This is a genomic window from Vibrio sp. AK197 (assembly GCF_053903115.1).
On sequence record NZ_CP096429.1, the window covers coordinates 209,695 to 235,227 of the forward strand.

Consider the following 25,533-nt stretch of genomic DNA (forward strand, 5'->3'; position numbering starts at 1 on the left):
AATGTTTTTTAAGTGGTATTGGGGTAATCTTCTTGAAATTTAGTTACTTAGAGAAACTATGTTTTTGGAGTTTGCTGCTTTTATTATTTTGGGTTCCTATACCATTAGCATCAAATCGTGTCTGGGCGATGTCTATTTTTGAACTATGGTCTGCCGTCTTATGTCTAGCGACCTGTTTAATCTATTTGCAAAATGGAACCGCACATTTCCTTAGTAAAATAAAACCATTTTTTTGGTTAATTGTCCCGATCGCTATTTTTCAGATTTGGACAGCTATCCAGTTAATTTATCTCCCTATTGAGTTGCTAAGGGCTATTTCTCCAAAAGCAGCGGAGATTTATTTAACTTTCAATATGGCGAAAGCTCCTATTTCGTTAGATCCTTATGCGACATCTCTATCTTTATATAAAGGCTTGGCTTATTTAATGGTCATCGTCAGTACTGCATTGTTAGTAAACCGAGTAGAACGCGTGCGTGCTATGGTGATTTTGTTTGTCGTTAGCGGTTCTTTTCAGGCTTTATACGGAGCGGCAGAGAATTTATTCGGTGAACGAGAGTCCTTAGTCTTTAGTGTGATATTGGAAGAGGCGGCAACAGGCAGTTTCATCTACAAAAATCATTTTGCCAATTATCTGCTGCTTAGTTTGTGCTTAGGTATTGGTTTGATAGTGAGCCAATTACATTCAACGCCATCAGGCTCTTGGGTACAGCGATTACTTAGGTGGAGTAAAGGCGCACTTTCGCAGAAGATGTTTTGGCGTATGGCTATTGTGATTATGGTTATCGCGCTCGTCATGTCCCGCTCCCGAATGGGGAATGCGGCCTTTTTTGCTGCTACCGTCCTTGGAAGTTTAGTGGCACTGATGTTTTATAAAGACAAACCGCGCGCTTTGGTGGTTTTTATGCTCAGCATCTTATTTGTTGATTCGGTGATTATTGGTTCGCTGTTTGGCTTTGACCAAGTTCAGCAAGAAATTGCTGAGACCAGTTTAGCGACCGAAACCCGTGATGAAGTGGTCGAGTGGAGTATTCCGATGCTCAAAGACTTCGCTGTGACGGGAGTCGGCATGGGGGGCTTTGGTTCATCATTTCCTAGTTATATGCAAAGAGCCATCGGTTACTACAATCATGCCCATAACGAGTATGTCGAATTTGCTGTTGAAGCGGGAATTCCAATGACGCTGATGCTTGGTGCAATCTGTTTATGGAGCCTGAAAAAATGCATCAATGTTATGCGAACGCACAATAGCAAAACGTTGAAAGGCACCGCATTAGGTTGCTTCATGGCGATTGTCGGTATGCTGCTTCATATTTCAGTTGATTTTAACCTTCAGCCTCCAGCTAATGCGCTGACATTTTTAGTTCTTTTAACTCTCACTGGCTGCTTAGAACCAGTTCGAGTGCAACGTCGCTTACGAGGAGCTACACGTGTTTGATCACATTTTAGTGGTATGTGCAGGTAATATTTGCCGTTCGCCAATTGCTGAGCGTATGTTACAGCGAGAATTGGCTGATAAACAGGTGATTTCTGCCGGACTGATTACGGAGAAGAGTCATATTGTTGGTAATTCGGCGTATCCTCCGATGATTGATGTCGCTAACCAGATTGGAATTACATTAACGGATCATAAAGCGCAGCAGCTCACTCAAGCTTTGTGTGATTGGAGTGATTTGATTCTGGTGATGGAGCATGCTCATATTGATAGCATGGCAAGCCAATTTAAGCAGGTTCGGAATAAGACGTTTTTGCTTGGTCAATGGGCATCGGGCTCTATAGATGACCCGTTTGGACAAGGTTTGATGGCATGCATCGAGAGCAGCCATAAGATAGAGCAAGCATGTCAGGGATGGGTTAAGCGCCTTAGCGCTTAGCAAATTTCATTTGATACATCTTCTTATCGGCCACGGAGATCAATTGGTTTAAATCATTCCCATGTTGTGGGAATTGTGCATAACCAATACTGGTTGAGACCGATACTGTATTACCATCTCCAAGTTCAATGGGTTCTATAAACGTATTGTGAATGTGCTGGTGCAAAAACAGCACACTATTTTCGTCAACCCGCTCTGATAAAATTGAGAACTCATCCCCACCGATGCGATAAATACTAAATTGGTGGTCGGTTTGCTGAGCATTAAGTCGCTGCGCCAGGGTTTCTAAAACCGCATCTCCCGCCTGATGGCCATAAGTATCGTTCACACCTTTGAAGCCATTTAGATCCAAAGAGTAGATAGCAAAGGGTTTATACTGCTCTATCTTGTCTTCCACATGGTGAACCATTGCCAGTCGATTCTTTACGCCAGTCAAGGTATCTATCATCGCTAACTGTCGATGATACAGAGATTCCTTATGCAGAATATATACGACAAGCCCTGCGCAGCTCAGAAGTAACAGCATGAGCGAGAATTGAATCTGGCTTAACACTTTAGCTTTCGCCATTTGCGTTCGATAAATTGGGCTTTTAACGCGAAAATTGACGTTGATAAATTGAATCATTGTCGAGTAGAGGCGTTGCATTTCCTGAGTAAATTGTTGATCGCCATTTGCATTGCTCAATGCAGCTTTGCTTGGTTCTAATTGTTTAAATTTACTGAATATATGCATAAAGAACTCGTAAGCACCCTCAAGATCCATCATCGAATCAAATTCTTTATTATCGATCAGCAGATCAAATCGGCTCCAAGTAAGCTCATATTTCAGTAAGGTATGATTGAGGTTTTCCTCACTTTCATGAGCATACGGAGCTGAGGCAATGAGTTCTGAGAACTCTTTACTTAGCTGAAATAGAAACCAAGTAGCTTGGTTTTGCCTATCAGAATAGCTTCGTGCCAAGTCTCTTGTCGCAGAGAGAAAATAGATATTCGCGACGAACAACACCAGTGATAACATGATTAATAAGGTTTTAGCTCGGGAGTGACCGACGGTAAATTGATTGTTCGCGTGTTGAGTTAGCATACTATTTAATCGTTAACCCAGAAATTTGCCAAATCATCTGTTGTCGGTAATCGGCGGTGTCTAATTGAGGGTAGGTTGCTAAATCGTAGATAAACCACAGCGGCCCTTTGTCTCGAATACGCATATATTGTCCGTTCATTTTAAACACCAAATACGGATTGTAATCTTGGATATCTTGCCACGAAGTGTAAGAGGTATAGTCGTTGAGAGCGTGAAAGTTCACCCCTTCATCTGGAGTGACGTCAAGGTAATCAAGTAAATCCAGTAGCCGTATACCCGTAAAGGTACGGCTTCCCGTATACCAAGGAAGGGTTGTTGAAATATTCTCAGAAGGAAAAAGTACTTCTAGCTGTTCGATACTAAGTTGTTGCGTCTTGTCTCCGACGGTAACAGAAAACATCGAGGCATTAGCCATTGTATTAAGGAACAATGCTAATGTGGCTATCCATTTCATTGTAAGGTCTTACCACTTTTTTATTATTTGACTTGTGGTCGCCTAGTATATGTGTGTTTTATCGACAAGCAAATTATTAATTGACGCAATTAATATTAAAAATAGATGTCTTATAAGCAAAAGGCTCCATATAAGGAGCCTTTTTTCGTTATTTTTGTAGAGGTTAGAAAATCAAATGTGCGACCCCTGCAATTACCGGCAGCGTAATTAAAGTACGAAGTAGGAAGATAACAAACAGTTCGAAAATATTAACTGGAATCTTGCTACCTAGCAGCAGCGCACCAACTTCCGACATATAAATAAGTTGAGTGACTGACATGGCAGCAATAACAAAGCGAGTCATTTCATTGTCAATGGAAGCAGCCAGAATTGCTGGGATAAACATATCGGCAAAACCTACAACCATGGTTTGTGATGCTTGAACTGCTTCTGGAATACCAAGTAACTCTAAAAATGGCACAAATGGCTGCCCTAGAAAAGCAAACACGGAGGTGTGTTCGGCGATAACCAATGCAATCGTCCCCATTCCCATAATGACAGGCAATACGCCAAATACCATGTCTGCCGCATTTTTTAAGCCTTCTTTAAAGATACTGGTAAACGAACCGACATTGCTGGCTTTTTGAAGTGCGAGGTTCATTCCCCATGAGAAACTTGAGTGTCCTTGAGGAATCGCATCTGCATCTGATTGAGGTTTGCTACCGTCAACAAAGTGGTCTTTCTTTAAACTGAGTGGTGGTAAGCGTGGAATAATCACCGCGGCTACAAGCCCTGCAAGGCAAATCGCCCCGTAAAATGGCAAGAAAAGGTGCTCTAATTCGACTTGTGCTAAGACAACTAAGCTGAAAGTGATAGAAACCGCTGAGAACGTTGTTCCCACTACCGCTGCTTCACGCTGGGTATAAAATTTTTCTTGATATTGCTTGCTTGTGAGTAAAATGCCGACGCTACCGTCACCTAACCAAGAGGCAATACAATCAATGGCGCTGCGGCCTGGTAAGTTAAACAGTGGGCGCATAATTTTACTGAGAAGCGTACCGAATAACTCCAGTAATCCAAAGTTCAGAAGTAATGGCAGGAGTAAGCCAGCAAAAATAAACACTGAGAACAAGGTTGGAAGTAATCCTTCTAATACCAATCCGCCAGTATTTTCCTCCCATACCCATTCAGGGCCAACTTGGAAGAAGGTTGCGACAACAGCGATGCCGCCTATTAAACGTACAGTTAGCCATAATAGTGATGGATTAAATAGGCTGTTTAAGAATGGACGCTCAGCAATAAAGCGAGGTTTTAGAATGCGAGTCAATAACGATGCCACCGACATAAAGGCGATGATAACCGTTACTAAGGTCACCAAATGGTCACCAAGCAGCGCTTGAATTGATTTGGCAAGCACTGCAACTGGAATAGTGATGTCCCCTTGATAGCGAATAGGGCACATAAACAGAAATACCCCTAACAAAGAGGGAATCAAAAATGTCCAGAAGTGCGTTTTTGTCCTTGTTTTCTCAAGGGATTGTGTGTTGTCTTGCATCGTGTCACTCATGTTACAACTAGTCAATATCAGCCAACCGTGGCATATCTATTCACTAAACATCCATTTTTAATCAGGGTCGCGAGATTACCTGTATTTTGTATTTCTAGCAACACTATTCATTAATCTAAGTTAATTATTCAGTGTAATTGGTGGTTTACTAAAGATATTTAGTGATTTTGTATCATGGATGTTATACAGGTTGTCATTCTGTTTCAAATGTCACGACGGCGAAATGAGAGGAAAAGCAGGTAGCTCCAATAGGCAAGTGCTAAACAAAATGCCATGGCCGCGGGTGCTGCTAGTGCGTCATTGTGATGATGTTCAAACAGTTTCGCGCCAACGTATCCGCCACCAATAAAGCCCAATAAAATAAAGCAGAATAATTTCGCTTTGCGAAAATCAAACGCTTCGCCCCGTAAGCGAGCGCCGAGCATTAAACCGATGTCGGTCAAAATACCAGTCATATGTGTAGTACGAATCACAGCGCCACTGAAGGTTGTGATCATGGCGTTTTGTAAGCCACAAGCCGCTGATGCGAAATATTGCCCAGTCAATAGATCAATATCTAACAACTTGAGGGCGACAACCAGCAGCCCTCCCTCGACACACAATGCGACGCCGTACCGGCGGCCGAGCTTAAGCGCGGTATTCTCGATCAACCAACCGCTAAACATCGCGCCCATCAGGAAGCTTAAGACAATCATTAGCAAATGTAGGGCACTGTGATTATCGACACCCAGTTGAGTTCCTAGAAGCGTGAGCGTGCCAGATAGATGAGAGACGGCTTGATGTTGAAAGCCAAGCAAACCTATTGCATTGACTAATCCTGCCAGCAGAGCAAGTAAAAAAGCGCCGTATTCAACCCATTTTGGTAATCGTGAAATCAAGTAACACTCCTTAAAAAAGCGCACAAATTATAACGAGAGCGAAGTGATAAAAGTAGTCATAACTCAAGCTTTACATTGATCTAAGGCATAGTCTATGGCGTCGAGATGGGTTTACGAGTTAAAGCCGCGACAGTCATACACAGCGACTTTTATTCATTTACCCTGTTTAAATCGGGTTTCATCCTTTGTTAACTCTCAGAGCGTGATGTACATCAAATTAATTTGTGTAGAGGGTAAACTAAGTCTCACTATACTTTTTCATGTGAGCCCATACCTCAGTGGTACCAATAAGAGGCTCGAAATAGAGTGAGGGCACTGTTTAATCGTTACTTTGCTGCCACTTGCACCCAGTCACCCTGGGTAAGTTATTGTGTACTACGACTTGGAGTTGGAAATGATTAATAAACGCTTTTTTAAAACGAAAGATGAAGTTGAAGTGACCTTTGAGTTACCAGAAGAACAAGTAGACAGCAGCGCAGTGCTGGTCGCGGACTTTTCAGATTGGCAGCCAATCGCGATGCGACGTACCGGAAAAGGAAAAACATTTCGCTTTAAAACTCGCTTACCCAAAGACAGTCAATTCGAGTTTCGCTACTTAATCGATGACCAGCGCTGGGTCAATGACCCTCAGGCGGACTTATATAGACCAAATGGATTTGGTTCTGATAATGGGCTTGTTTCAACTTATGAATAAAATAACCTTCTGATAATAGAGATAAATAGATCACTAATCGGTGATTTTCATCTAAAAAAAAGGCGTTGATTCGCCTTTTTTTTATCAACATCACCTATCTCAAAGGTGACTTTTTTATAAAAATCCGTAATCTTATGCTTTTCAATCCAGATGATAAGCAAGGATAGAGTGTGAACGCCAAATCTATCACAACTCGTTTTACTGAGTTGCCATTACTGAAATTGACGGCACTTTTAAGTTTTCCTATCGCTGCTGCTATTGGAATTGTTGCACTTACCGAATCTTCCCTTCAAGGTACAGTCGAACTCTCTCTCCCAGAAACCGAAATCGTCAATAACATTTTGCTATCTGACGCGGCGGATATTTATCACTTACCAGATTATGAGTATGTGATTCAGCCAGGTGATAGCCTAAGCAAAATCTTTGAACAGCTTGGTTTTGGTTACAGTGACTTAATGAAAGTCATGGAGACGGACTTAAACTATCTTGCTTTAGATACCTTGAAGCCAGGTAACACATTGCGCTTTTGGCGCTCAGAAAATGGTGTTAGCCTGCAAAAAATGGAATTGGAATTCAGCGTTGTAGAACGTGTCGTTTATACACGCTTGGATGATGGAACGTACGAATATAAAGATGTAAAAATTCCTGGAGTTTGGAAGGAATTGCCTTTGGTTGGCGAGATTCATGGTAGTTTTTCTCAATCAGTGGCAAAACTTGGCCTAACGAATGCAGAAATTGAGCAGGTTGTGGCTCTGCTTAAAGATAAGGTTAACTTTGCTCGCGATTTGCGTGCAGGTGACAAATTTGAACTGGTTCAGTCTCGACAATATGTTGGCGATACATTAACTGGTAATCGTGAAATTCAAGCCGTGAAACTTTTTAACCGTGGTCGAGTATGGAGTGCTTACCTGCATTCCGATGGTCAATACTACGATAAAAATGGTGAAAGTTTGCAGCGAGCGTTTCAGCGCCGCCCTGTTGCTGGAAATTATCGTATTAGTTCAAGTTTTAATCCTAATCGTAGGCACCCAGTGACTGGACGTATCGCGCCACATAACGGAACCGACTGGGCAACGCCGACGGGGACTCCCATTGTAGCCACAGGGGATGGCGTGGTTATTATGACGCGCAAACACCCTTATGCGGGGAACTACGTTGTTATCCAACATGGTAATACATACAAAACGCGCTATCTTCACCTGAGCAAAATTTTAGTGCATAAAGGGCAGAAAGTGACGCGTGGTCAACGTATCGGTTTGTCTGGGAAAACTGGCCGAGTGACTGGGCCTCATATCCACTATGAGCTGATTGTTCGAGGACGCCCTGTTAATCCTGTGACCGCTAATATCCCAATGGCCAGTTCAGTACCGAAAAAAGAGATGACTGCGTTTAAATCACGTCGTGATGAGTTAGACCAAATGCTAAAAGCGCAGGAGCTCCAACTCGCAAGCCAAGGTGATACTCCTCCAGCCAGCTAATAAGCGGCAGCGAATAAAATAGCCTCCATTGGGGGCTATTGATTTGAGGCCTTAGGGGTTATGCCAGAGTCTCTCAGATGATGTATTAAACTGGAGGGCGTTTCTGGCTTGGAAAAATAATAACCCTGAATTTTTTTACAACCCATATCATGAAGTTTCTCTAAAGCTTCTTTCGTCTCAACACCTTCAGCGACTAAAGACACTTTCAGTTGTTCTGCCAGTTGAATGATCAGCCATACCACTCGTTCTGATGTCTCGTTACACAACATGTTGCGTACAAAAGTCGCATCGATTTTTATGCAGTCAATGGGGTAACTGTGGATATAGTTTAAGCTTGAGTAACCTGTACCAAAGTCATCCAAAGCAACAGTAAACCCAAGGCTACGTAAACGGTCCAAAATTTTGCGGGCCTCACTGGTTTGGGTCAATAAGACCGTTTCAGTCAGTTCAATCGTAAAATCGCTTGGCGCGTATTGAAATTTATTAATAGTGTGTAACAAATGGTCTAAATAGCGAGCAGAGTCATTCAGTTCATGGGCTGAACAGTTGAGACTTAGCCTAACGGTATGACCTAGTCCTTCCTCAAGTTGCTTTTTGGCTTCGCAAGCGAGTTCTATAATTCGTTCTCCTAGATCGACAATCAACCCTGATTGCTCCGCAGCTTCTATAAATTCCATAGGATAGATGGCACCAAGCGTTTTGCTATGCCAGCGAGCAAGAATCTCGTAGTGGCGCCACTTAGGATCGTTTTTATCGACAATGGGTTGTACCAGTACATAAATTTCGCTGTCGGCAGAGAGGGGGTTGTTCAGCTCATTTCTCAATGCGTCAATGACCATGGTTCTTCGGTAGTATTGAGCGCTTAGGTGGGTATCATAGCATTGAATTTTATTGGTACGATTCTGCTTACACGCTTTCAGTGCTAAAGTCGCGTTGAGAATTAATTGATCTGCCGTTTGATGAGTATCCACTTTACGAGCTACACCGATGCTAATGCTAACTTTTATGTTGTGTGAAGAGTCAATAAAGCCGGCGTCCAATTTATCTATGATGTTTGAACATATCGCCAGTGGGTCGCTGGAAAACGTAATGAATGCAAATTCATCACCAGCTATACGAAATGAGAGTTGATCTTCTGGCACGGATTGCAAGATAGTGTTAGCCACAAATCGGATAATTTGGTCACCAATGTAATTGCCGTAGAGATCGTTGATTGACTTAAAGTTATCAATATCCAGATAAGCAAGCGTGAAGTTTTCTTTACTATTTGCAGCGTAATATTCGAGCTTGTCTGACAAAAAACTGCGATTCATTAAGCCAGTTAAATTGTCGTGTGAGACTTCGTAACTGAGTTGATTAACTAAGCTATCCGAGCGTGCAGATAGCCATTTAGAGCGAAGGCTATGCACCACCACATTCGCAAAAAGTAGGTGATGAAAAATGACGTTTTGTTCCTCATCGATGGTCGAATCGAAAGTCGACACTAGGATGCCGATGATCTCGCCGGCTTTTGTTTTCAGTGGCACACCGACATAGCCTTCCAATTGATGGCTCTGTACGTAGTCATCTTTTTTGAATATTTCTTTAAGCCCTGAACGGTAAATACTCACTGTTTGACCGGAGTTAATAACATGCTCACTGGCCGTGCCGCGAACAAAAAAGGCCGAAACTTTATTTGCGTTATCTTGGCTTGAACACGCTAAAGGTCTTGCTTTGGAATGAAACTTATCAATATCAAATATTACGGTACAAAAAGAGCCAAGATGACGATGCAATTCATAGGTAACTTTTTGCAATAGTTCTTCGCCATCTAGAATCAGAGTTTCGTTCACAACAGAAAGATCAATCGTACTAGTGAGTTGTGAATTATTCGTCATATCTAAGCACCCACGCGGTCGTTAAAAAGCATTGTTAAGAATAACAATCATATGCACCATAATTACTATGGTATAGCATTTGTCTTTTTTCAACTTCCCGGCAGGATTGTTAAGTTTAGATTATAAGATTATGTTTTATCTAATTTTCTTCATTGAGGCGTTGTTTTAGATAGTCTAAAAACAATTTCGTGCGTGTATGCTGGTATTCCAGTTTTGGATAATACGCATACACGGTAGCTTCATCAGCGTGAATGGCGGGTAATATGCGAGTCAGCTTGTTTAGCTGAAGATCCTCTTTGATCATTACATCGTTGGTCAGCAAGATGCCCATGCCATTTTTTGCTGCGTAAAATAGAGCTTCTGGGTTGGTAGTGGCAAAATTCCCACTCAATGTGATGCGCTCGCCTCCTGATAATTTGATCTCTCGTTGTGTTCGTTCTCCCCAGATCAGTGAGTTGTGCTGTTCCAGCTCTTGTATGGTTTGGGGAGCACCATAGTTGGCAATGTAACTCGGTGACGCATAAAAGCCAGCTTTGTGCTCAAACAGAGCGGTCGCTTTATAGCTTAACGAATTTAATTGCTCAATCTCACGGCTGATAAATAAATCGAGACGTAATTCAGGTAGTTGCCCGGGCGTAGTGGTCGTGAGTTGGATGCGAATTTCTGGGTATTTGTGCAAGAAGTCATCAAGATACTGAACTAAGAACTTAGAGCCGACGGCAAGCGTTGCACCGATGCGCAATAACCCAGCGGGGGTTTGATTTACTGAGCGCGTCTCATCAATCAAAGACTGCCAACTGTCTAATTGTCCTTTGGCACGCTGATAGAACAGCGCTCCTGCTTCCGTTTGTGTGACTGATCGTGTTGTTCGCTTTAAAAGTTGAACACCAATTCTTTCCTCCAGTAAGTGGATACGCTTACTGATTGCCGAGCTTGTGGTATCAAGTTTACGCGCGGCCCCATTAAAACTGCTTTCATCAACAACTGCGATATAGCTTCTGACACTTTGGATCCAATCCATAATCTCCTGCTTCGTCCTTTGTGGAATGAATATGTTTCCATTTCTAAGTATTATCACACAAAAGGCAATAGTCATAGTCGCTTATGGGTGTTCATCTCAAGACACAGAGGCTTGAATACCCGGAAGGTACTGATAGAATGCCGCAAAACATCCCAAGGAAATCAGGTTATGCAGCACAATGAATTTGTCGCGTTGGTTAAACGCTTATTAGAAGAACAGAATTTGCCTAGCGCGCTTGCCGTACTTAAAAACAGTGAGGACACTGAAGTGGCTTCTGCTGCTCATTCCTTGACTGGTCAATTTTCGTTGGCTGAAATCGAAGGTGAGCGACGAATTTATCACATTTCAATTGAAAAGGACGATCAAGGTGTTGAGCAAGAGTATGTTGAGCACGTGATGAATGAGGGGGATGATTTGATTCGATTTGTTGCTTGGTTCTTTGACTCCCAATTTGATATTAAACGCAAAGAGACGTATCAAGTTGCTGGAAAAACATATCGTCAAGAAAAAAGAGCCTAAAATGTGATTTAAGTATTGTTTTTGTTAAAAATGTGATTATAATCACTCTTAAGCAGTTAAGAGGAGCAAATTATAATGAACAACGATTTTTGCAATGCATATTTGGGTCAAATGCTCGTCAAACAGGGCATGATTGAGAACCATCACACGAAAAGCTCGACGAAAAAACAGTCTACTCTAAAAAATTGGTGGAAGCAGGCTCGTCAGTTTGAGTTCAAGCAATTGCTACCATCTTTTTAATCTTAAAACCCAGCGAAATTGCTGGGTTTTTTGTTTAATGCTAACGAGAGTGAGATTTTGGGTGGGTGATAGCCACGACATTATTCGGGAAGTACTGTGTTCCCTTTTTTTCTATCCAAAGTTTTAAATCACTCGCTCCACCCACATAGTGGTCTTCAAGCCAAATTTGCGGCACCGTGACCGGTGTTTTGTTGCCAATAATCGCTTTAACCTCGGGGATCATTCGATATAGGTGTTGGCTATCATTAACCACATCACGATACTCATAGTTAATCCCGGCTTCATCCAGCATCTGTTTTGCTTCAATACAAAATGGGCAATGCGCTTTGCCATAAATGATGTTACCACGCAGAGTATCTCGTTTAGACCATTTCTCAATAACGGCTTGCACAAGGACTCCCCGGTTTAGCGCTTCCCCTTGGCTAATGACTTTGTTTTCGACCATTACAATTGGCGCATGCCAGGCTCCACGTTTCAATGGTTGCCACCAACAGGAAAGCCAATCTTTTTCGGTTAAACGAATCGGTATACCAAACAGTTCATTATCGAATGTGTCATTGAGAATGTCTTTTGTCAGTGTGCATTCCCCACATGGAATTTTGACTTTAAATGGGCCCCAATGTCCTGCCCAGCGGTAGAGTGTGATATTGATTGGGTCTGCCATGGATGTACCTCGTTATCTGCACTTCTGATAAAGAACGGTGAGCGGAGATTTTTATTTCACTCATCTACTCATTATGGAGGTTGTTAAATGAGATAGCACAAAAAAATGTGTCAAATTCAAAGGTGAGAATATTTTGGACGGCGTGAGATAAAGGCGATAATCATTATGTGATGTGGTCGGCGGTCGGTCTGAGCGCCATCGCTTAAGATTACAGGTAAAAAAAACTCCCCTTAAAAAAGGGGAGTAAAGAACATGAATGGTTCGTAGTTTCTGCCACGGGTTTCCCCACTACGAAAAAGAAGCACAAACGCTGCCGAGCATTTGTAATTATATTAATGCAGGTGGCGTGCCAACTTTTAAAACCCCATAAATCCGCCATAAACGGTCATTTTTCTACCTAACGTCCTATTTTTAGGAGCAATTTTGGTGAAATGTTGCTTCAATATGGTGCATTAGAGGGGTTTGTGGTGCGCACTTCACCTCACATCAATATTCAATGGTTTAAAAATCGTAACGGATACCCGCTTGAAGTTGATCATCAAGATTATCAATTTGCTCGAATTTATAACCTGCATAGGTACGTAAGTTACCGTTGAACTTGTAAACGGCTTCAACAGCAAAGTTGTCTTCCGTGTCGGTATCATCAATTTCTTGATAGTTGTAGACAGCCACCAGTGTCGTTTTACCGATTTTATATTTAGCGCTTGCTTCGATAGCTGTTGCATCTTCATCAGCAATGCTACCAATCCCGTAAAGGGCGGCGAGAGTCAGAGCTTGCACCTTATATTCAGCCGCTAAGTTGAACTGGCTATCTGTATCATCGGCGGTATCTTGCGCAACGTAACCCGCACCAAGCTTTAAACCAAAATCAAAGGCATATAAACCGGACATTCCGTAGCTGTCACCATCTTTTTCACGAGCGGCAATGTAGTTTGCTTGAATCGTTAGGTTATTGAATTCACCAGAGTAGAAAAAGTTGTTTTCACGTTTATCTTTGTTGCCAGCGACTAGGTCAGCGGCATCGGCACCAAACGTGGCCATTGTATCGGTTAAATCGGTGATTTGGACTTGTGCAGAGTCTTGTTTACCGTAAGAAACGGCACCGAAAGTGCCACCGAGGCCCGCAAATACATAGCGGTTAGTGATGTCTTCATCAGTATCCATCTCGGCTTCATATTTACCAAAACCGTACAGGGTGTCATCGAGTTGAGTTTTTCCCTTCAAATTCACACGAGCACGTGATTTATCTTTAAATGTACTGTTATTGGCGTCCTCATTGTTATCTGAAACATTGAATCGTGCCTCGGCACGGCCGCCAATTTTTAGCTCGCTGGCATCATCTTTGTAGACCGTCGCGGCGAGAGTTGAACCAGAAAATAACGTGAGTAACACTGCTGAAGAAATAGTAGACTTTTTCATTTTTGCTTTAACCTTATGGACGTAAACTTTAGAGCGATCCTGCTCTTTAAGAACGTGTTCAAGGTAGCCATAAACTATTAACTTTTTATTGCTTTTCAGTGATATAACAGTGGCAATTGTGTGTCGTCTTGATGACTACATTAAGAACAATATTCACTGTGATGAATATTGGTGAGCATTTAGGGCTAGCCACTGAGGTTGGGTTTTGAGATACTTTTGTTGAGTATATTGTGCACAACTTAATTGGAGCTTTTATGAGCCGCTGCGTTCCTGAATCCTCATCATCAGACCATGAATCGCCGTTACTACTGCTGGACAACCAAGTTTGCTTTCCCTTGTACAGTGCCGCCAACGCGATTATTCGTACCTATCGTCCACTGCTTGATGAGTTGGATCTCACCTACGCGCAGTATTTAACGATGATGGTACTTTGGGAACAAAACGGAATCAGCGTAAAAGCCTTAGGAGAAAAACTACATCTTGACTCAGGAACCTTGACGCCTCTGCTAAAGCGCTTGGAAGCCAAAGGCTATGTAGAGAGAAAGCGTAGTGAGAGTGATGAACGGATAAGAGTCCTGTTACTGACCGAACAAGGGGAACAGCTGAAGCTTAGAGCGGTCAATGTGCCAGAGCAGATGGTTTGCCAGTTTGGATTAGACGTGGATGAAATGCTTCAATTAAAAGCTTTGTGCTTGAAAGTATTAAAAAACTTTGGGGCATGATCGTAGTTTTATCGCGAGTAAATCGATATTTTAACCCGCCACCGCTAGGATAGGATGTGGCTGCTATTTATTCAGGGAAGAACAAAGATGTATGATATCCGTGTTGGAGAAAAGAGGATTAAACCAACCAAAGTGGTTTGCGTTGGTCGAAATTATTTAGAACATATTCAAGAGCTTAATAACGCTATTCCTCAACAAATGGTGCTGTTTAATAAGCCAGCGACAGCGATATCAAATCAACTGAAAGCGGGCTTAGATGAGCCGAATCACTATGAAGCAGAAATATGTTTCGTGGTGAAGAAAGGCGAATTTCATGCCGTCGGAGTGGGGCTAGATTTGACTAAACGCCGCCTTCAATCTCAATTAAAAGAGAAAGGCTTACCTTGGGAACGTGCTAAGGCCTTTGATGGCTCTGCTGTTCTAAGCCGATTTGTTCCTTTAAAAGGCGTTAATATTGATGAATTGCAATTGGAGCTTTTAATCAATTGTGTACGCGTGCAATATGGCGAAGTCAAGCAGATGATCTATCCACCTCATACGATTTTGGATGAGATAAAAAGCTTCAGTACCTTGTGTGATGGGGACGTTGTGATGACAGGCACCCCAAAAGGAGTCGGGGAAGTCCACCGTGGTGACGTGTTCCTCGCTAGACTCAAAGTCGGTGACTTTACATTGGTCGAAGTTGAATGGGCGGTCGATTAAAACACGCCCAATTTGATGATCAAAAATCCTGTCATGCTTAACACGGTCGTCAGTAATACATTGTGGGTTTTCCAAGCGATGAGTGCTGCCATGACAGCGCCGAGCAAAAATGGATTGCTTACGCTCAAATCTAATTCTCCCGAAGGCGCGAAGACGATAGGAGCCCATATGGCAGAAAGTACGGCAGGGCTAGAGTAATTAAGCAGCCGATGAGTCTCAGTGCCGAGCTTTATAGGTAACTTCGGTTCTAGAAACAGATAACGGCTGATGAATACGATGACGGCCATCAGACAAATTGCCAGTAGAATCATGAGCGGTTCGTTCCCCATACTTCCGTTAAATAACCCGCGAGCATTGCTGTAACGCTCGAAATAATTAATGCACCAGGTAGTTCGATCAGCGATAAGGCCACGGATAGAAACAAGGCCACGGTGACGGAAACCAATACCGGCTTGCTTTTTATTGTGGGGATAACAATCGCAATAAAGGTCGCGGCGACCGCAAATTCTAACCCCCATTGGTCCATCTCTGGTATGGAATTTCCTGCCAAAATCCCGATGAGAGACGCGATGTTCCAACATAGATAAAAGCTAGCCCCTGCCCCTAAGGCGAACCAAGGGTGAAATTCCTGATGGGATTGCTTTCCACATAATGCAAATAATTCATCAGTCAGTAAGAATCCTAATGTGAGTCGCCAAGGGGTAGAAAGGTCCTTAATTTTCCCACGCATGGAAACGCTGTACAGCAGGTGACGGGAAGTAATAAACAATGTTGTGAGCAACATTGTTGTAAGCCCTGCGCCGGCTTTTATCATGCCAGTGGCGACTAATTGTGCGGCGCCTGCAAATAAAATGGCGGAAAGTGCCTGACTCTCAACAAACGTCAAGCCTGATTGTGCAGCAAAGGACCCTGCTAATAGGCCCCAAGGTAAAACGGCGATGGTGAGAGGAAGCATCGCAATCGTCCCTTTCCAAAATAGCCGACTTTTTGATAATGATACGGGATGTTGTGAGGCCGTACTGCTCATGCGTGTTCCTGATACAAAAGAGGGAGTATTTAAGCGCATTCAATCTAAAGTGCTGAATTAGTAACTTGCTAATTTATAATGCAATTATTTCTAATGTAACCCATATTGTTTGGGCGTGATACCCATAGCACGTTTGAAATGACGGTGAAAATGGCTTTGATCATGAAACCCGCTTTGGTGGGCCGCATGGATGATTGGCACCCCACACTTTAGCAAAGATTGCGCATGTCTCAGCCTCGATTGAATCTGGTATGCATGCGGTGACAATCCAAACTGCTTGTTAAACGCTCGAATAAAATGAAAAGGACTAAGTGCAGCCATATCCGCGAGTTCTTCAAGTGAAACATCCTGTTGAGGAAAATCATCAAGGAACTCTTTTACGAGTAGCAGCCTTGGTGTCGAGTTGATTCCTTTGGCTGACCTACGTACTTTTGCGTGGCGGCTCAATAGGCTAACTAAGCTTTGATAGATTAAGGTATCTCGTTCTAAACGGTGATGTGAACGTCTTAATGCCTCAAAGGCAAGGCGAAACTGGGTGGCTAATACGGGATCGTCAACCACGGCTTGTGGAAAATAGGGGGCTCCAAGATGTGTTTGACCCATTTGCTCTGCGATTTGTTCAAACAGCTGAGGAAGGGGGTAGAGCGCACGATATGCCCAACCGCTAGCTACGGCTGAATGACCCGTATGAACTTCATCTGCGTTCACTAAGATAATACTATTTTTCGGAGCGACATGATTACCCCCCGTTCGATAAAAGCGCTGAGCGCCCCGCTCGATAACCCCGATAGTAAAGCCTTCATGGCTATGACGTGAAAACGTTTGAGTGTGATACTGCGCTTCCAGCATTTCGATTCCACCGAGCGCTTCAGAACGATGAAAGTCAGCCTTTTCTTTGCACGTTTTTTGTTGATAATCTTTCATTCTTCACCATCCCTGAACGTTGTTATGCAGTGTACAACAAATGCCTGGATGGGGTTTGTACAAAATTGCGCTATTCAATGATTGGGTCTAGGTAGCTTAAGTGTTTTTTCGCGTACCATGGCCTCATATGATTTGCGTCTTTGTAATAGTAATTGAAGTTACTATCCATCACCTGACAGACATCATCGCATAAGAAATCAATAGGATCGATTTTGACCACATCCGCCGCCTCGGGGATCTGCTCCAGTGCAGTGTAATGCAGGGTGTAGTTTTCTTTGGCTTGTTGTTTAGTAATGAACCGTTTTAAATTCCTGCGTGTTGACATTTTTGGATCAAACTCTGGTCCTTTGGGTTCACCTAAGATAACAAACACTTCTTGAGATTTATTTTTTACGAATTTTAGAAAGGTATTATATTCAGAAATCCGTTTTTGTATTTGCTGATTCTTGATGATCTCGCTGTCTGATAAATAGCCATCAAACCCATAAAAAGAGGTGACAATTTTATCAAACTTCACTTCATCAAAGAGCGCTTGATAATTCTGAATGTTGAGGCAGCTCCACTTTGGATTGACGAAGGATGGGGAAACAAAGCAGCCTTCTGCTGTATCGTAATAAATATTATATTCACTGCCAAAGCTTGCTACGTAAGGGTAGGTTTGCTCTATATGGCTTGCACCAATGAACAAGATATTCTTATCAGACGTTCCTTTAATAAAACGAATGTGGTTGTCACCAATTTTTAAATTAGGGTCAGGGTATTGCCAATCAGAAATAGCGGTGATGGCGTTTTGGTTAATTTGTCTTAAGTCGTTTGAATATCGAGATAAGAAACCATTATTGGCGATAACGACCAGCCCAACGATGGCCAGTGAAAAAACCATATAGCCGGGCTTAAAGCGTAAATAGTCCTTTGTGGTTTTTAATTGTGACGTTAGTTTGACTCGCTCGATAAAATAATAACTTAAAAATCCCAAGAGCACAGAGAGCAAAATACCAGCATAAATGAAAGTATGGCTCAGAGCAAAATAGTGGATGGCGACGACAACTGGCCAGTGCCAGAGGTAGATGGAATATGACCATTTGCCTAAGTATTGAAAGATAATATTACCCGTGATGAAACTGTCATTCCGTTGTGCTTGAATGATCAAGAAAGCACCGGTAACAGGAATAGAGGCAAGGTAACCCGGCCAGAAATTTTGCTTAGATAACAAGAAATAGCTCATGATAATCAGTGCGATACCGATCAGTTCCAAGGATTTTTTACTCTTGTTATTGTTGATGTTTAATGGGTAAAGATAGGCAAGCCCGCCCACCATCATTTCCCACGCTCGGCTAGGGAATAGGTAGTAAGCAGGTGTTCGCCACTGATAACTGACCAGAATACAAAAGAGAAAACCCAATAAGGTTACTGCAACCAAAAGCGCTTTTATGGATTTCACCGAGATAAATTTTTTCAGCGTTACCAGCACTAACGGATAAAGTATATAAAACTGCCATTCTGTCGATAGTGACCAAGTATGTAATAGCCATTTTTCCAAAGAAGAGGCGCTAAAATACCCAGCCTCTCGCCAATAGACGATATTAGACACAAAGGTAATGCTACTCGCTGCGTGTTTGCCTAATGCTTTATAGTCATAGGCGGTCAAATAAAACCAGCCAAATATCAGTAGTACAATGCACAGCACCGCTAAAGCAGGAATAATTCTATTGGCGCGAGCAACATAAAAGGTGACAATAGAGAAATTATTTTTGTCAAAGCCTCTAAATATAATTCCTGTCATTAAAAAACCAGAAATCACGAAAAATACATCAACACCAGCAAACCCGCCGGGCATCCAACTTGAATTGAAATGAAATAGCATTACCGAAATAATCGCTATTGCGCGTAATCCATTTATATCCTTTCTAAATTGCACTACCTTGCTCCATTATGTTTACAAGTCAATTCCATGTCAGCGTAGTGTTAGTATCTTATAAGGAGCTCAATAAATAATCAGTGAAAATAAGTCTCTATATTAAGATCCGATAAATTTGCGATTAAACATTGAGAGAAGGAATTTGCAGTAGTGAGTTTTGGGAAAAGGAGAGGAATTTAAGGCGTTAATCTTTGAACCAAGCGAAGATACGTTGAAGCCAAGAACGTTGCTGAGAGGTGTTTTGTTTTCCTAGGTAGTAACTTTGCATGAAGTTGCTTCGGCGTACTTCGAGGTCACCGGAAAAATGTTGTGTGAGTATTTGGGCGGTATGACGTGCATGATCGTTAGCAAGGCTAAAATCAAGTGCTAAATACCCTTGTAGGTAAATCCAAGCATGTGTAATAAGTAGCAGTTGCTGCTCTGAATGGAGTTCAAATTTATCTTGGTGCTCATCACCTAGGTTTTGTTTAATGGCATCGAAAACATGGGCCGCAGATTGGCCCTGGTTCTCAACCATTGCCATCGCTTCAATGTGTGCTTTGGTCAATAGTCCAAGTAGCACATTGTTATCATCCTTATTAGCTTGTGCGCGCTCAAAAAGCGCACTATTTTGCTCAATAAATGCCTGCCACAATGGGCTATCTGCAGGAAAGGGACTCGATTCTAAAATATTGAGCTGATGAAGGCGATGTTCAAGTGTATTCATTGCAAGGTCATCACGGGGAAATTTGTTGATATGCTAATGTGGATTGCGTAGAGAGTAAATGCAGGGTAAAAACAAAAATAGCCAGCAATGCTGGCTATTTTTTTAAAAACTTAAAGCTACTTTAAAATTAAAGTACTTTGATGTTTTCAGCTTGAGGGCCTTTTTGACCTTGAGTTACGCTGAACTCAACAGCTTGGCCTTCAGTTAGAGTACGGAAACCGTCGCCAGTGATTGCGCTGAAGTGAGCGAATACGTCAGGGCCGTTTTCTTGCTGAATAAAACCAAAACCTTTAGTTTCGTTGAACCATTTTACTGTTCCAGTAACTGTATTAGACATAATATAAATCCTGTTAAAATAATGTTAGCCGATAAAGGCACGATAGCGCGTAAAAGTAGATTGCTATTGCGTACGGTACGACTGAGGAGTTACAAGAAACTCAACGAAACGCAGGTGTAGACAATGAATCGATTTCTAGCTGCGGTCTAGTCTGAGAGAGCAGCTAAGTTAAGTCAACTAAAATATCTCGGCAAAAGCTAAATAAAGTCAGATTTCGCTTCGTTTTATGCGCTAGGTTATGTTTTTGTTTTTTGAGTGCTGAATTTCATATCAATGTCACAACGGTTCCAACTTTGAAACAGAGCAGAACAACGTCACATCTTTCTGTGACTTAGCGAAATTGAACGTCGTTTACTGCGCGCTAATTCATCCGTATTCCCGAATTGGCGAGTTTTTATACCTCAAAAGTGCTGTTACAACTTGAAACATTTTAATTGGCGGCTTGTGATGTTATGCAAATGTTAAATTAGAATTGTTCCGCTTGATTGTTGATGCGAAGCAGTTCTTACTTAACAAGTTTTTTATTAGCGCAAAAACATTTATTTAACATCTGTTTTGTAAGCAAAAAGTGTGAATTATAACGACCGTTTCTGGCTTGTAATTTTGTCTAGAGCTGACGAAAATGGTGGAAAGTAAGATTTCATAATTGAAATTTGTCCATTCGGTTTATTGCGAGGTGTTGTATGAAATTGCTGCTGATTGGTTTGCTGTCTGTGTCTGGGGGAATTGCTTCCGCAGAACATTTCCACTCTTTTATCTTGGGGCTCTCGATCTCAAGCCTGGCCGTTGGCACGTGTTATTGGTTCGCGTTTCGCTCAAGCCGCTACCCACAGCTTGCGCTGTTGTTGCTTGGTCTTGGGATGTTCGCCAAGCTAACAGTAACCGTAGTGGGGGTAAGTTGGGGTATCTCTGAGAATCTTATCACCTCGCCATTTGTGTTTGCTTTGTCTTATCTATTTTTCTCTATTGTAGCGACCTATTTATGGTTTGCTTATCGTGATAAGGGAAAGCGATTTACGCAGAGATTAGTCGCACGTTTTGCACATTAGAAAAAGCTCGCCACTGGCGAGCTTTTTAGTTTTCAGCCGACTTAGCTTGGCCCTTGGCTGCGGTTTGCCGAATAAGAAACTGTTGCATGGCTTGAAGGTCAAGGAAACCGTCTGCTTTTTTGTGTGCTCGCAAGTATTGGTATCCCGCAATCATTTGTCTATGATCCTCAATCTGGGTTGGTAACTGACCGAAAACATGCTGATAAGCCCGTTGATAGGCTTCGATATCGACAACCTCGGCTTGGCGATAGAAATAACCACAACCGGTTGCGAGCCATTCTAATGAGCAATTGGCTTTCATTGCGATTTGATTGGCTTTGCTCAGGCTAGGTTCACTGCCGCGCAGATACTTGCGGACAAGCGCTTCTGAAAGCTCGACGCGCCGGGCGAATCCACTGATGGTTTCTTCACCAATAAGTTGCTTTAAACGTGCTGCGAAACTCAAATTTCGTACTCCAGTTCGAATTCATCCGCAGTATACGTTGAGCTTGTGTAGAAACAAGCATAACCTCTTAGGCAAAATTAAATGGAGGTAACAACATGGTACCCACAACGACGATAGCCCCTCAAGGCCCAGAATTCTCTCGGTTTGTTCAGGGGTATTGGCGTCTGGCAGATTGGGGGTTGACCCCTCAGCAGCGTCTTACATTCTTAAAGCAACATGTCGATCTCGGTGTCACCACCGTTGATCATGCCGATATTTATGGAAACTATGAATGTGAAGCGTTATTTGGAGAGGCGTTGAAGCTTGATCCAAGTATGCGTGAACAAATTCAAATCGTCACTAAATGTGATATCAAGCTTTGCAGTGACAAGTTTCCTAAGCGCAAAATTAATCACTACGACACCAGTGCAGCACATATCTATGAGTCGGTGAACAATGCTTTACAGCGGCTGAATGTAGAGCAATTGGATGTATTGCTCATTCATCGTCCGGATGTACTCATGGATGCTGACGAGGTCGCAGAGGCGTTTCAGGAGCTGTATAAAATTGGCAAAGTGAAACATTTCGGGGTCTCAAACTTTTCGTCTGCTCAATTCAGTTTACTGCAATCGCGTTTATCTAAGCCGTTGGTCACCAATCAAGTAGAAATTAACCCCTTGAATTTTGAGGTCGCACACGATGGTACGTTGGATCTACTCCAACAGATGTCGATCCAGCCAATGGCTTGGTCGTGTTTGGCTGGTGGCCGTTTGTTTAGTAATAATGATGAGCAAGCCAAGCGAGTACGCGCCGAGTTAGACGCCATTCGAGAAGAAATTGGTGCGCAGTCGATTGACCAAGTGATTTTTGCTTGGATTATGCGGTTGCCATCCAAACCATTGCCAATTATTGGTAGTGGTAAAATTGAGCGAGTGGAAGCCGCTGTCCAGTCTCTAGATTTTACGTTAACTCGTGAGCAATGGTATCGAGTTTGGGTTGCCTCTAAAGGTTATAATGTGCCTTAAGAAGTGCCTTCTCTGAGTACAAAAAAAGCCAGCTTTGCTGGCTTTTTTCATGAACAAGCGAGTTAGATTAGTACCTGTGCAAGCACATAGCCCAAACAGCATGCACCGATGACGGCAATCAAACCTACAGCCATAAATGAATGATTAAAATACCACTTCCCAATTTTTGTTGTGCCTGAAGTATCAAAGTTTACCGTTGCAATATCTGATGGGTAGTTTGGTATAAAGAAGTAACCATAGACAGCAGGCATAATACCGATCAGCAGTGCAGGGTCTAAGCCTAAACTCAAGCCTACTGGCAGCATCATCCGTGCGGTTGCTGCTTGTGAGTTAACTACCACGGATACAATAAATAACGCCAGAGCGAAGGTCCAAGGGTAGTCCGTTACCATCTCGACAATCCCACTTTTAAACTGGGGCATCGCGTATTGAAAGTACGTATCCGACATCCATGCGATACCGTAGATAGCAATGGCGGCAACCATACCCGATTTAAATACCACACCATTTGGCACATTTCGTGGATCAGTCTTGGTGACCAGCAAAATAATGCCACCGAAGCACAGCATCATCATTTGAATGACAACGGCCATACTAATCGGTTTTTCACCTTCGACAATCGTGCGAACGTCCGGCAGCATCGCAATAATGACAATCGTGACCAGTGAAGCAAGGAAAATAAGCACTGCGTTACGGGCACTGGTTGGTAATTTTTCATCCAGAGAGGTCGCCGTTGTACTTTCAATACGCTTGCGCCATTCTTCGTCTTTAAGGCGTTCTTGGTAGGTTGGATCATCAGCCAGCTCTTTACCGCGTTTCAAGCTATAGAGTGCCATTAACAATGTGCCAAATAATGTCGCTGGTATGGTGACGGAGAGAATCGAAACTAACGTAATCTCATGCTGAATATTGGATAGCTGGGCTAGATAGTAGACGACAGCAGCAGAGATTGGCGACGCTGTTATCCCAAGTTGCGAAGCCACAGAGGCCGATGCCATTGGTCGTTCAGGACGAATCCCATTTTTTAAGGCGACATCACCAATAATAGGCATGATGGAATAGACTGCGTGCCCGGTGCCTAGCAAGAAGGTCATAGAGTAGGTAACGAAAGGGGCAATTAAGGTCACGCGTTTGGGGTTTTTTCTCAGTAATCGCTCCGCGACTTGTAGCATGTATTTTAAGCCGCCAGCGGCTTCCAAAATAGAGGCGCAAGTAACGACAGCCAAGATAATCAGCATCACGCTGATGGGAGGCGAGGTGGGAGGCATTTTGAAGATAAAGACTTCAATGACCAAACCTATTCCCGAAACGACACCTAGACCGATCCCGCCGTAACGTGACCCGATATAAAGCATCAAGAGTAAAAATAAAAACTCTAAATACAGCATAGTGTTAAGCCTTAAATTTATGATTCACTGATATATTTTCGCTCTCGAACAGAAAAAAAGCTTGAGTAAAGTTCACACTCCATTCGCGAGGATAGTGCAAATTTATCTTCTCTGATCAGACTCACAGTATCTTGCTGATAGGTTTCTTGGGTGTAATTAATTTGCTGTTTATTTGTTAACTTACGTTACGATTTTTGATGCGTTTATCATGGATAAAATGGCCTGATTTAGGCAAAGGTCACCAACAAGCCTTTAATGATATTTTTATTTTTAAATCATTAGGTTAAGTTTTATTACTTAGGTGAGATACGGGCTTTTCAAAGCGGGTGTGAGAGGCGGCATATTTTAGAGCTCGTTACTCACAAAAAGCAGCGCCTGATGAGACAGGCGCTGTGTCAGAAGGTCATTGTTGCCCTTGTTCCTCAGATTTATTTTCCGAGGTTGAAGATGAATTATCCTCCGACTGACTGTATTCCATTCCTGCATGTTGCGGAGCCATGTGAATGGTCTGCGTAGGGTAGGCAATGGATGCTTTGTGTTTCTCAATGATGCCCATAATTTGCAGTAAGACATCTTGCTTTACTTCATGGTAACGAATCCAGTTCACTGTTTTTGTAAAGGTATAGACCATCATATCCAGCGATGAGGGGCCAAAGGCATTGAAGTTGACAATCAAGGTTTGTTTGGTATCGATATCATCGTGATTTTGCAGCATCTCTTTGATGTCACTAACTATATCAGCAAGAACTTGGCTATCTTCATAGCGAATTCCAACGTTCTCGTAGATGCGGCGGTTGAGCATGCGAGACGGATTTTCTACCACAATATTGTTAAATACCGAGTTAGGAACATACAGAGGTCGTTTGTCAAACGTTCGAATAATCGTCATACGCCATCCGATACGTTCGACAGTGCCTTCAATGTTGCGATCGGGAGAGCGTACCCAGTCGCCAACTTTGAATGGACGTTCCAAATGAACAATCATTCCACCAAAAAAATTGGAGAGTAAGTCTTTCGCCGCAAAACCGACAATCAAACCACCGACACCACTGAATGTGAGCAACCCTGAAAGGCTGACACCAAATGACTGCATAACGGTCATTGCCGCAATCACTGTAAAGAACAGGCGAACGATTTTTGAAATTGCCTGAACCGTGGTTTCGTCGCGCTTTTGCTGTTCAATCACATATTCTTCAATGTTACTGACAAGTCTCAACATAAACCATAAGCAGACACCGAGGATAAGTATCATTTTTAGCGTACTTAACCAGTCGACTTTGGTATTGAAATACCCTTCAAGTAAAAAGCCTAACGAAATAATGCCTGGCCAGCCCCAAATAAGCAGCGTGATTGGGGTTCGTAGGGCTTCCAACGTTAGGTCGTCCCAGCGAATTTTGGTTTTCTCCGTTAAGGCATAGAGGCGATTGTAAACAACACACCAAACTAACCAAGCGACTAGGCTGGCTGCGGTAATAAACAGAATATTTCCTGCCCATTTATCGATAAATTGTGTGGCTTCTTCGGCCAGTTGAGCGATCTCTTCTTGCATAATGTGTTGTTCTTGT

At 42.6% G+C, this 25,533-nt stretch carries 26 protein-coding genes; 9 read left to right on the forward strand and 17 right to left on the reverse strand.

Features of this window, described 5'->3' with window-relative positions:
• Nucleotides 1–353: 353 nt before the first annotated feature.
• Complete coding sequence (locus M1D72_RS00935) at nt 354–1,436, forward strand: O-antigen ligase family protein (protein ID WP_456295191.1); 1,083 nt, start codon at nt 354–356, stop codon at nt 1,434–1,436.
• Nucleotides 1,429–1,872 (forward strand): low molecular weight protein-tyrosine-phosphatase, encoded by a 444-nt coding sequence (locus M1D72_RS00940; RefSeq protein ID WP_456295192.1) that lies wholly within the window; start codon nt 1,429–1,431, stop codon nt 1,870–1,872. The genes M1D72_RS00935 and M1D72_RS00940 overlap by 8 nt, the downstream gene beginning before the upstream one ends.
• Here the strand turns inward: M1D72_RS00940 and M1D72_RS00945 are convergent.
• The 4 genes from M1D72_RS00945 to M1D72_RS00960 all read right to left on the reverse strand — a co-directional run bounded on the left by M1D72_RS00945 (nt 1,862) and on the right by M1D72_RS00960 (nt 5,834).
• Entirely contained in the window at nt 1,862–2,956 is a 1,095-nt protein-coding gene (locus M1D72_RS00945; protein WP_456295193.1) for a GGDEF domain-containing protein, read from the reverse strand. The genes M1D72_RS00940 and M1D72_RS00945 overlap by 11 nt on opposite strands.
• 1 nt (nt 2,957) lies before the next feature.
• On the reverse strand, nt 2,958–3,410 hold the full coding sequence (locus M1D72_RS00950) for a hypothetical protein (RefSeq protein ID WP_456295194.1): 453 nt from the start codon (nt 3,408–3,410) through the stop codon (nt 2,958–2,960).
• A gap of 163 nt (nt 3,411–3,573) precedes the next feature.
• The gene (locus M1D72_RS00955) at nt 3,574–4,944 is read right to left on the reverse strand and encodes a YjiH family protein (RefSeq protein WP_456295195.1); all 1,371 of its coding nucleotides are present in this window, start codon (nt 4,942–4,944) and stop codon (nt 3,574–3,576) included.
• 215 nt (nt 4,945–5,159) lie between these two features.
• The gene (locus tag M1D72_RS00960) at nt 5,160–5,834 is read right to left on the reverse strand and encodes a YoaK family protein (protein ID WP_456295196.1); all 675 of its coding nucleotides are present in this window, start codon (nt 5,832–5,834) and stop codon (nt 5,160–5,162) included.
• A 394-nt stretch (nt 5,835–6,228) separates the two neighbouring features.
• Between M1D72_RS00960 and M1D72_RS00965 the strand changes: the two genes are divergently transcribed.
• Entirely contained in the window at nt 6,229–6,528 is a 300-nt protein-coding gene (locus M1D72_RS00965) for an isoamylase early set domain-containing protein (RefSeq protein WP_390193072.1), read from the forward strand.
• 170 nt (nt 6,529–6,698) lie between these two features.
• Nucleotides 6,699–8,006 (forward strand): peptidoglycan DD-metalloendopeptidase family protein, encoded by a 1,308-nt coding sequence (locus M1D72_RS00970; RefSeq protein ID WP_456295197.1) that lies wholly within the window; start codon nt 6,699–6,701, stop codon nt 8,004–8,006.
• Between the two features lie 35 nt (nt 8,007–8,041).
• Here M1D72_RS00970 and M1D72_RS00975 read toward each other — a convergent pair whose 3' ends face one another.
• Both M1D72_RS00975 and M1D72_RS00980 read right to left on the reverse strand, forming a co-directional pair.
• Complete coding sequence (locus M1D72_RS00975; RefSeq protein ID WP_456295198.1) at nt 8,042–9,883, reverse strand: sensor domain-containing phosphodiesterase; 1,842 nt, start codon at nt 9,881–9,883, stop codon at nt 8,042–8,044.
• Nucleotides 9,884–10,022: 139 nt separating this feature from the next.
• Nucleotides 10,023–10,904 carry a LysR family transcriptional regulator gene (locus tag M1D72_RS00980; RefSeq protein WP_456295199.1) on the reverse strand — a complete coding sequence of 294 codons (882 nt, stop codon included), beginning with the start codon at nt 10,902–10,904 and terminating at the stop codon, nt 10,023–10,025.
• Nucleotides 10,905–11,072: 168 nt separating this feature from the next.
• Here M1D72_RS00980 and M1D72_RS00985 point away from each other — a divergent pair, with 168 nt between their 5' ends.
• Nucleotides 11,073–11,423 carry a hypothetical protein gene (locus M1D72_RS00985; RefSeq protein ID WP_456295200.1) on the forward strand — a complete coding sequence of 117 codons (351 nt, stop codon included), beginning with the start codon at nt 11,073–11,075 and terminating at the stop codon, nt 11,421–11,423.
• Between the two features lie 280 nt (nt 11,424–11,703).
• Here the strand turns inward: M1D72_RS00985 and M1D72_RS00990 are convergent, their stop codons facing one another.
• Both M1D72_RS00990 and M1D72_RS00995 read right to left on the reverse strand, forming a co-directional pair.
• Entirely contained in the window at nt 11,704–12,327 is a 624-nt protein-coding gene (locus M1D72_RS00990) for a glutaredoxin family protein (protein ID WP_456295201.1), read from the reverse strand.
• Between the two features lie 501 nt (nt 12,328–12,828).
• The gene (locus M1D72_RS00995) at nt 12,829–13,746 is read right to left on the reverse strand and encodes a porin (RefSeq protein ID WP_456295202.1); all 918 of its coding nucleotides are present in this window, start codon (nt 13,744–13,746) and stop codon (nt 12,829–12,831) included.
• A 254-nt stretch (nt 13,747–14,000) separates the two neighbouring features.
• Between M1D72_RS00995 and M1D72_RS01000 the strand changes: the two genes are divergently transcribed.
• Together M1D72_RS01000 and M1D72_RS01005 are read left to right on the forward strand one after the other, a co-directional pair.
• The gene (locus M1D72_RS01000) at nt 14,001–14,468 is read left to right on the forward strand and encodes a MarR family winged helix-turn-helix transcriptional regulator (protein ID WP_390193085.1); all 468 of its coding nucleotides are present in this window, start codon (nt 14,001–14,003) and stop codon (nt 14,466–14,468) included.
• A gap of 87 nt (nt 14,469–14,555) precedes the next feature.
• Nucleotides 14,556–15,170, forward strand: coding sequence for a fumarylacetoacetate hydrolase family protein (locus tag M1D72_RS01005; protein WP_456295203.1), 615 nt, complete (start codon nt 14,556–14,558; stop codon nt 15,168–15,170).
• On the opposite strand, the gene M1D72_RS01010 is transcribed toward M1D72_RS01005, so the two are convergent.
• The 6 genes from M1D72_RS01010 to M1D72_RS01035 all read right to left on the reverse strand — a co-directional run bounded on the left by M1D72_RS01010 (nt 15,167) and on the right by M1D72_RS01035 (nt 20,082).
• Nucleotides 15,167–15,481 (reverse strand): AzlD domain-containing protein, encoded by a 315-nt coding sequence (locus M1D72_RS01010; RefSeq protein ID WP_390193089.1) that lies wholly within the window; start codon nt 15,479–15,481, stop codon nt 15,167–15,169. The genes M1D72_RS01005 and M1D72_RS01010 overlap by 4 nt on opposite strands.
• Complete coding sequence (locus tag M1D72_RS01015) at nt 15,478–16,197, reverse strand: AzlC family ABC transporter permease (RefSeq protein ID WP_456295204.1); 720 nt, start codon at nt 16,195–16,197, stop codon at nt 15,478–15,480. The genes M1D72_RS01010 and M1D72_RS01015 overlap by 4 nt, the downstream gene beginning before the upstream one ends.
• A 90-nt stretch (nt 16,198–16,287) precedes the next feature.
• On the reverse strand, nt 16,288–17,121 hold the full coding sequence (locus tag M1D72_RS01020) for an AraC family ligand binding domain-containing protein (RefSeq protein ID WP_456295205.1): 834 nt from the start codon (nt 17,119–17,121) through the stop codon (nt 16,288–16,290).
• Nucleotides 17,122–17,191: 70 nt separating this feature from the next.
• Nucleotides 17,192–19,039: an acyltransferase family protein gene (locus M1D72_RS01025; protein ID WP_456295206.1), complete on the reverse strand. Its 1,848-nt coding sequence runs from the start codon at nt 19,037–19,039 to the stop codon at nt 17,192–17,194.
• Between the two features lie 184 nt (nt 19,040–19,223).
• On the reverse strand, nt 19,224–19,745 hold the full coding sequence (locus M1D72_RS01030) for a hypothetical protein (protein WP_456295207.1): 522 nt from the start codon (nt 19,743–19,745) through the stop codon (nt 19,224–19,226).
• Nucleotides 19,746–19,872: 127 nt separating this feature from the next.
• On the reverse strand, nt 19,873–20,082 hold the full coding sequence (locus M1D72_RS01035) for a cold-shock protein (RefSeq protein WP_093272982.1): 210 nt from the start codon (nt 20,080–20,082) through the stop codon (nt 19,873–19,875).
• A 683-nt stretch (nt 20,083–20,765) separates the two neighbouring features.
• On the opposite strand from M1D72_RS01035, the gene M1D72_RS01040 reads away from it, so the two are divergent.
• On the forward strand, nt 20,766–21,131 hold the full coding sequence (locus tag M1D72_RS01040) for an NADH:ubiquinone oxidoreductase (protein ID WP_390193108.1): 366 nt from the start codon (nt 20,766–20,768) through the stop codon (nt 21,129–21,131).
• Nucleotides 21,132–21,156: 25 nt separating this feature from the next.
• Here M1D72_RS01040 and M1D72_RS01045 read toward each other — a convergent pair whose 3' ends face one another.
• A complete protein-coding gene (locus M1D72_RS01045) occupies nt 21,157–21,576 on the reverse strand; it encodes an XRE family transcriptional regulator (protein ID WP_390193111.1) in 420 nt (139 codons plus the stop codon).
• Between the two features lie 95 nt (nt 21,577–21,671).
• Between M1D72_RS01045 and M1D72_RS01050 the strand changes: the two genes are divergently transcribed.
• On the forward strand, nt 21,672–22,580 hold the full coding sequence (locus M1D72_RS01050; protein ID WP_456295208.1) for an aldo/keto reductase: 909 nt from the start codon (nt 21,672–21,674) through the stop codon (nt 22,578–22,580).
• Nucleotides 22,581–22,642: 62 nt separating this feature from the next.
• Here M1D72_RS01050 and M1D72_RS01055 read toward each other — a convergent pair whose 3' ends face one another.
• A complete protein-coding gene (locus M1D72_RS01055; RefSeq protein WP_390193117.1) occupies nt 22,643–23,968 on the reverse strand; it encodes an anaerobic C4-dicarboxylate transporter in 1,326 nt (441 codons plus the stop codon).
• A 403-nt stretch (nt 23,969–24,371) separates the two neighbouring features.
• Nucleotides 24,372–25,517, reverse strand: a complete 1,146-nt coding sequence (locus M1D72_RS01060; protein ID WP_456295209.1) for a mechanosensitive ion channel family protein — start codon at nt 25,515–25,517, stop codon at nt 24,372–24,374.
• Nucleotides 25,518–25,533: the final 16 nt, after the last annotated feature.

Excerpts from the sequence above, each read along its gene's own strand:
- M1D72_RS01055 (WP_390193117.1), bottom strand. The coding sequence starts at position 23,968 with ATGCTGTATTTAGAGTTTTTATTTTTACTCTTGATGCTTTATATCGGG.
- M1D72_RS00975 (WP_456295198.1), bottom strand. The coding sequence starts at position 9,883 with ATGACGAATAATTCACAACTCACTAGTACGATTGATCTTTCTGTTGTG.
- M1D72_RS00990 (WP_456295201.1), bottom strand. The coding sequence starts at position 12,327 with ATGGCAGACCCAATCAATATCACACTCTACCGCTGGGCAGGACATTGG.
- M1D72_RS00945 (WP_456295193.1), bottom strand. The coding sequence starts at position 2,956 with ATGCTAACTCAACACGCGAACAATCAATTTACCGTCGGTCACTCCCGA.
- M1D72_RS00950 (WP_456295194.1), bottom strand. The coding sequence starts at position 3,410 with ATGAAATGGATAGCCACATTAGCATTGTTCCTTAATACAATGGCTAAT.
- M1D72_RS00955 (WP_456295195.1), bottom strand. The coding sequence starts at position 4,944 with ATGCAAGACAACACACAATCCCTTGAGAAAACAAGGACAAAAACGCAC.
- M1D72_RS01010 (WP_390193089.1), bottom strand. The coding sequence starts at position 15,481 with ATGATTCTACTGGCAATTTGTCTGATGGCCGTCATCGTATTCATCAGC.
- M1D72_RS01060 (WP_456295209.1), bottom strand. The coding sequence starts at position 25,517 with ATGCAAGAAGAGATCGCTCAACTGGCCGAAGAAGCCACACAATTTATC.
- M1D72_RS01020 (WP_456295205.1), bottom strand. The coding sequence starts at position 17,121 with ATGAAAGATTATCAACAAAAAACGTGCAAAGAAAAGGCTGACTTTCAT.
- M1D72_RS00980 (WP_456295199.1), bottom strand. The coding sequence starts at position 10,904 with ATGGATTGGATCCAAAGTGTCAGAAGCTATATCGCAGTTGTTGATGAA.
- M1D72_RS00995 (WP_456295202.1), bottom strand. The coding sequence starts at position 13,746 with ATGAAAAAGTCTACTATTTCTTCAGCAGTGTTACTCACGTTATTTTCT.
- M1D72_RS00935 (WP_456295191.1), top strand. The coding sequence starts at position 354 with ATGGCGAAAGCTCCTATTTCGTTAGATCCTTATGCGACATCTCTATCT.
- M1D72_RS01050 (WP_456295208.1), top strand. The coding sequence starts at position 21,672 with ATGGTACCCACAACGACGATAGCCCCTCAAGGCCCAGAATTCTCTCGG.
- M1D72_RS00965 (WP_390193072.1), top strand. The coding sequence starts at position 6,229 with ATGATTAATAAACGCTTTTTTAAAACGAAAGATGAAGTTGAAGTGACC.
- M1D72_RS01015 (WP_456295204.1), bottom strand. The coding sequence starts at position 16,197 with ATGAGCAGTACGGCCTCACAACATCCCGTATCATTATCAAAAAGTCGG.
- M1D72_RS01005 (WP_456295203.1), top strand. The coding sequence starts at position 14,556 with ATGTATGATATCCGTGTTGGAGAAAAGAGGATTAAACCAACCAAAGTG.
- M1D72_RS00985 (WP_456295200.1), top strand. The coding sequence starts at position 11,073 with ATGCAGCACAATGAATTTGTCGCGTTGGTTAAACGCTTATTAGAAGAA.
- M1D72_RS01035 (WP_093272982.1), bottom strand. The coding sequence starts at position 20,082 with ATGTCTAATACAGTTACTGGAACAGTAAAATGGTTCAACGAAACTAAA.
- M1D72_RS01000 (WP_390193085.1), top strand. The coding sequence starts at position 14,001 with ATGAGCCGCTGCGTTCCTGAATCCTCATCATCAGACCATGAATCGCCG.
- M1D72_RS01030 (WP_456295207.1), bottom strand. The coding sequence starts at position 19,745 with ATGAATACACTTGAACATCGCCTTCATCAGCTCAATATTTTAGAATCG.
- M1D72_RS01040 (WP_390193108.1), top strand. The coding sequence starts at position 20,766 with ATGAAATTGCTGCTGATTGGTTTGCTGTCTGTGTCTGGGGGAATTGCT.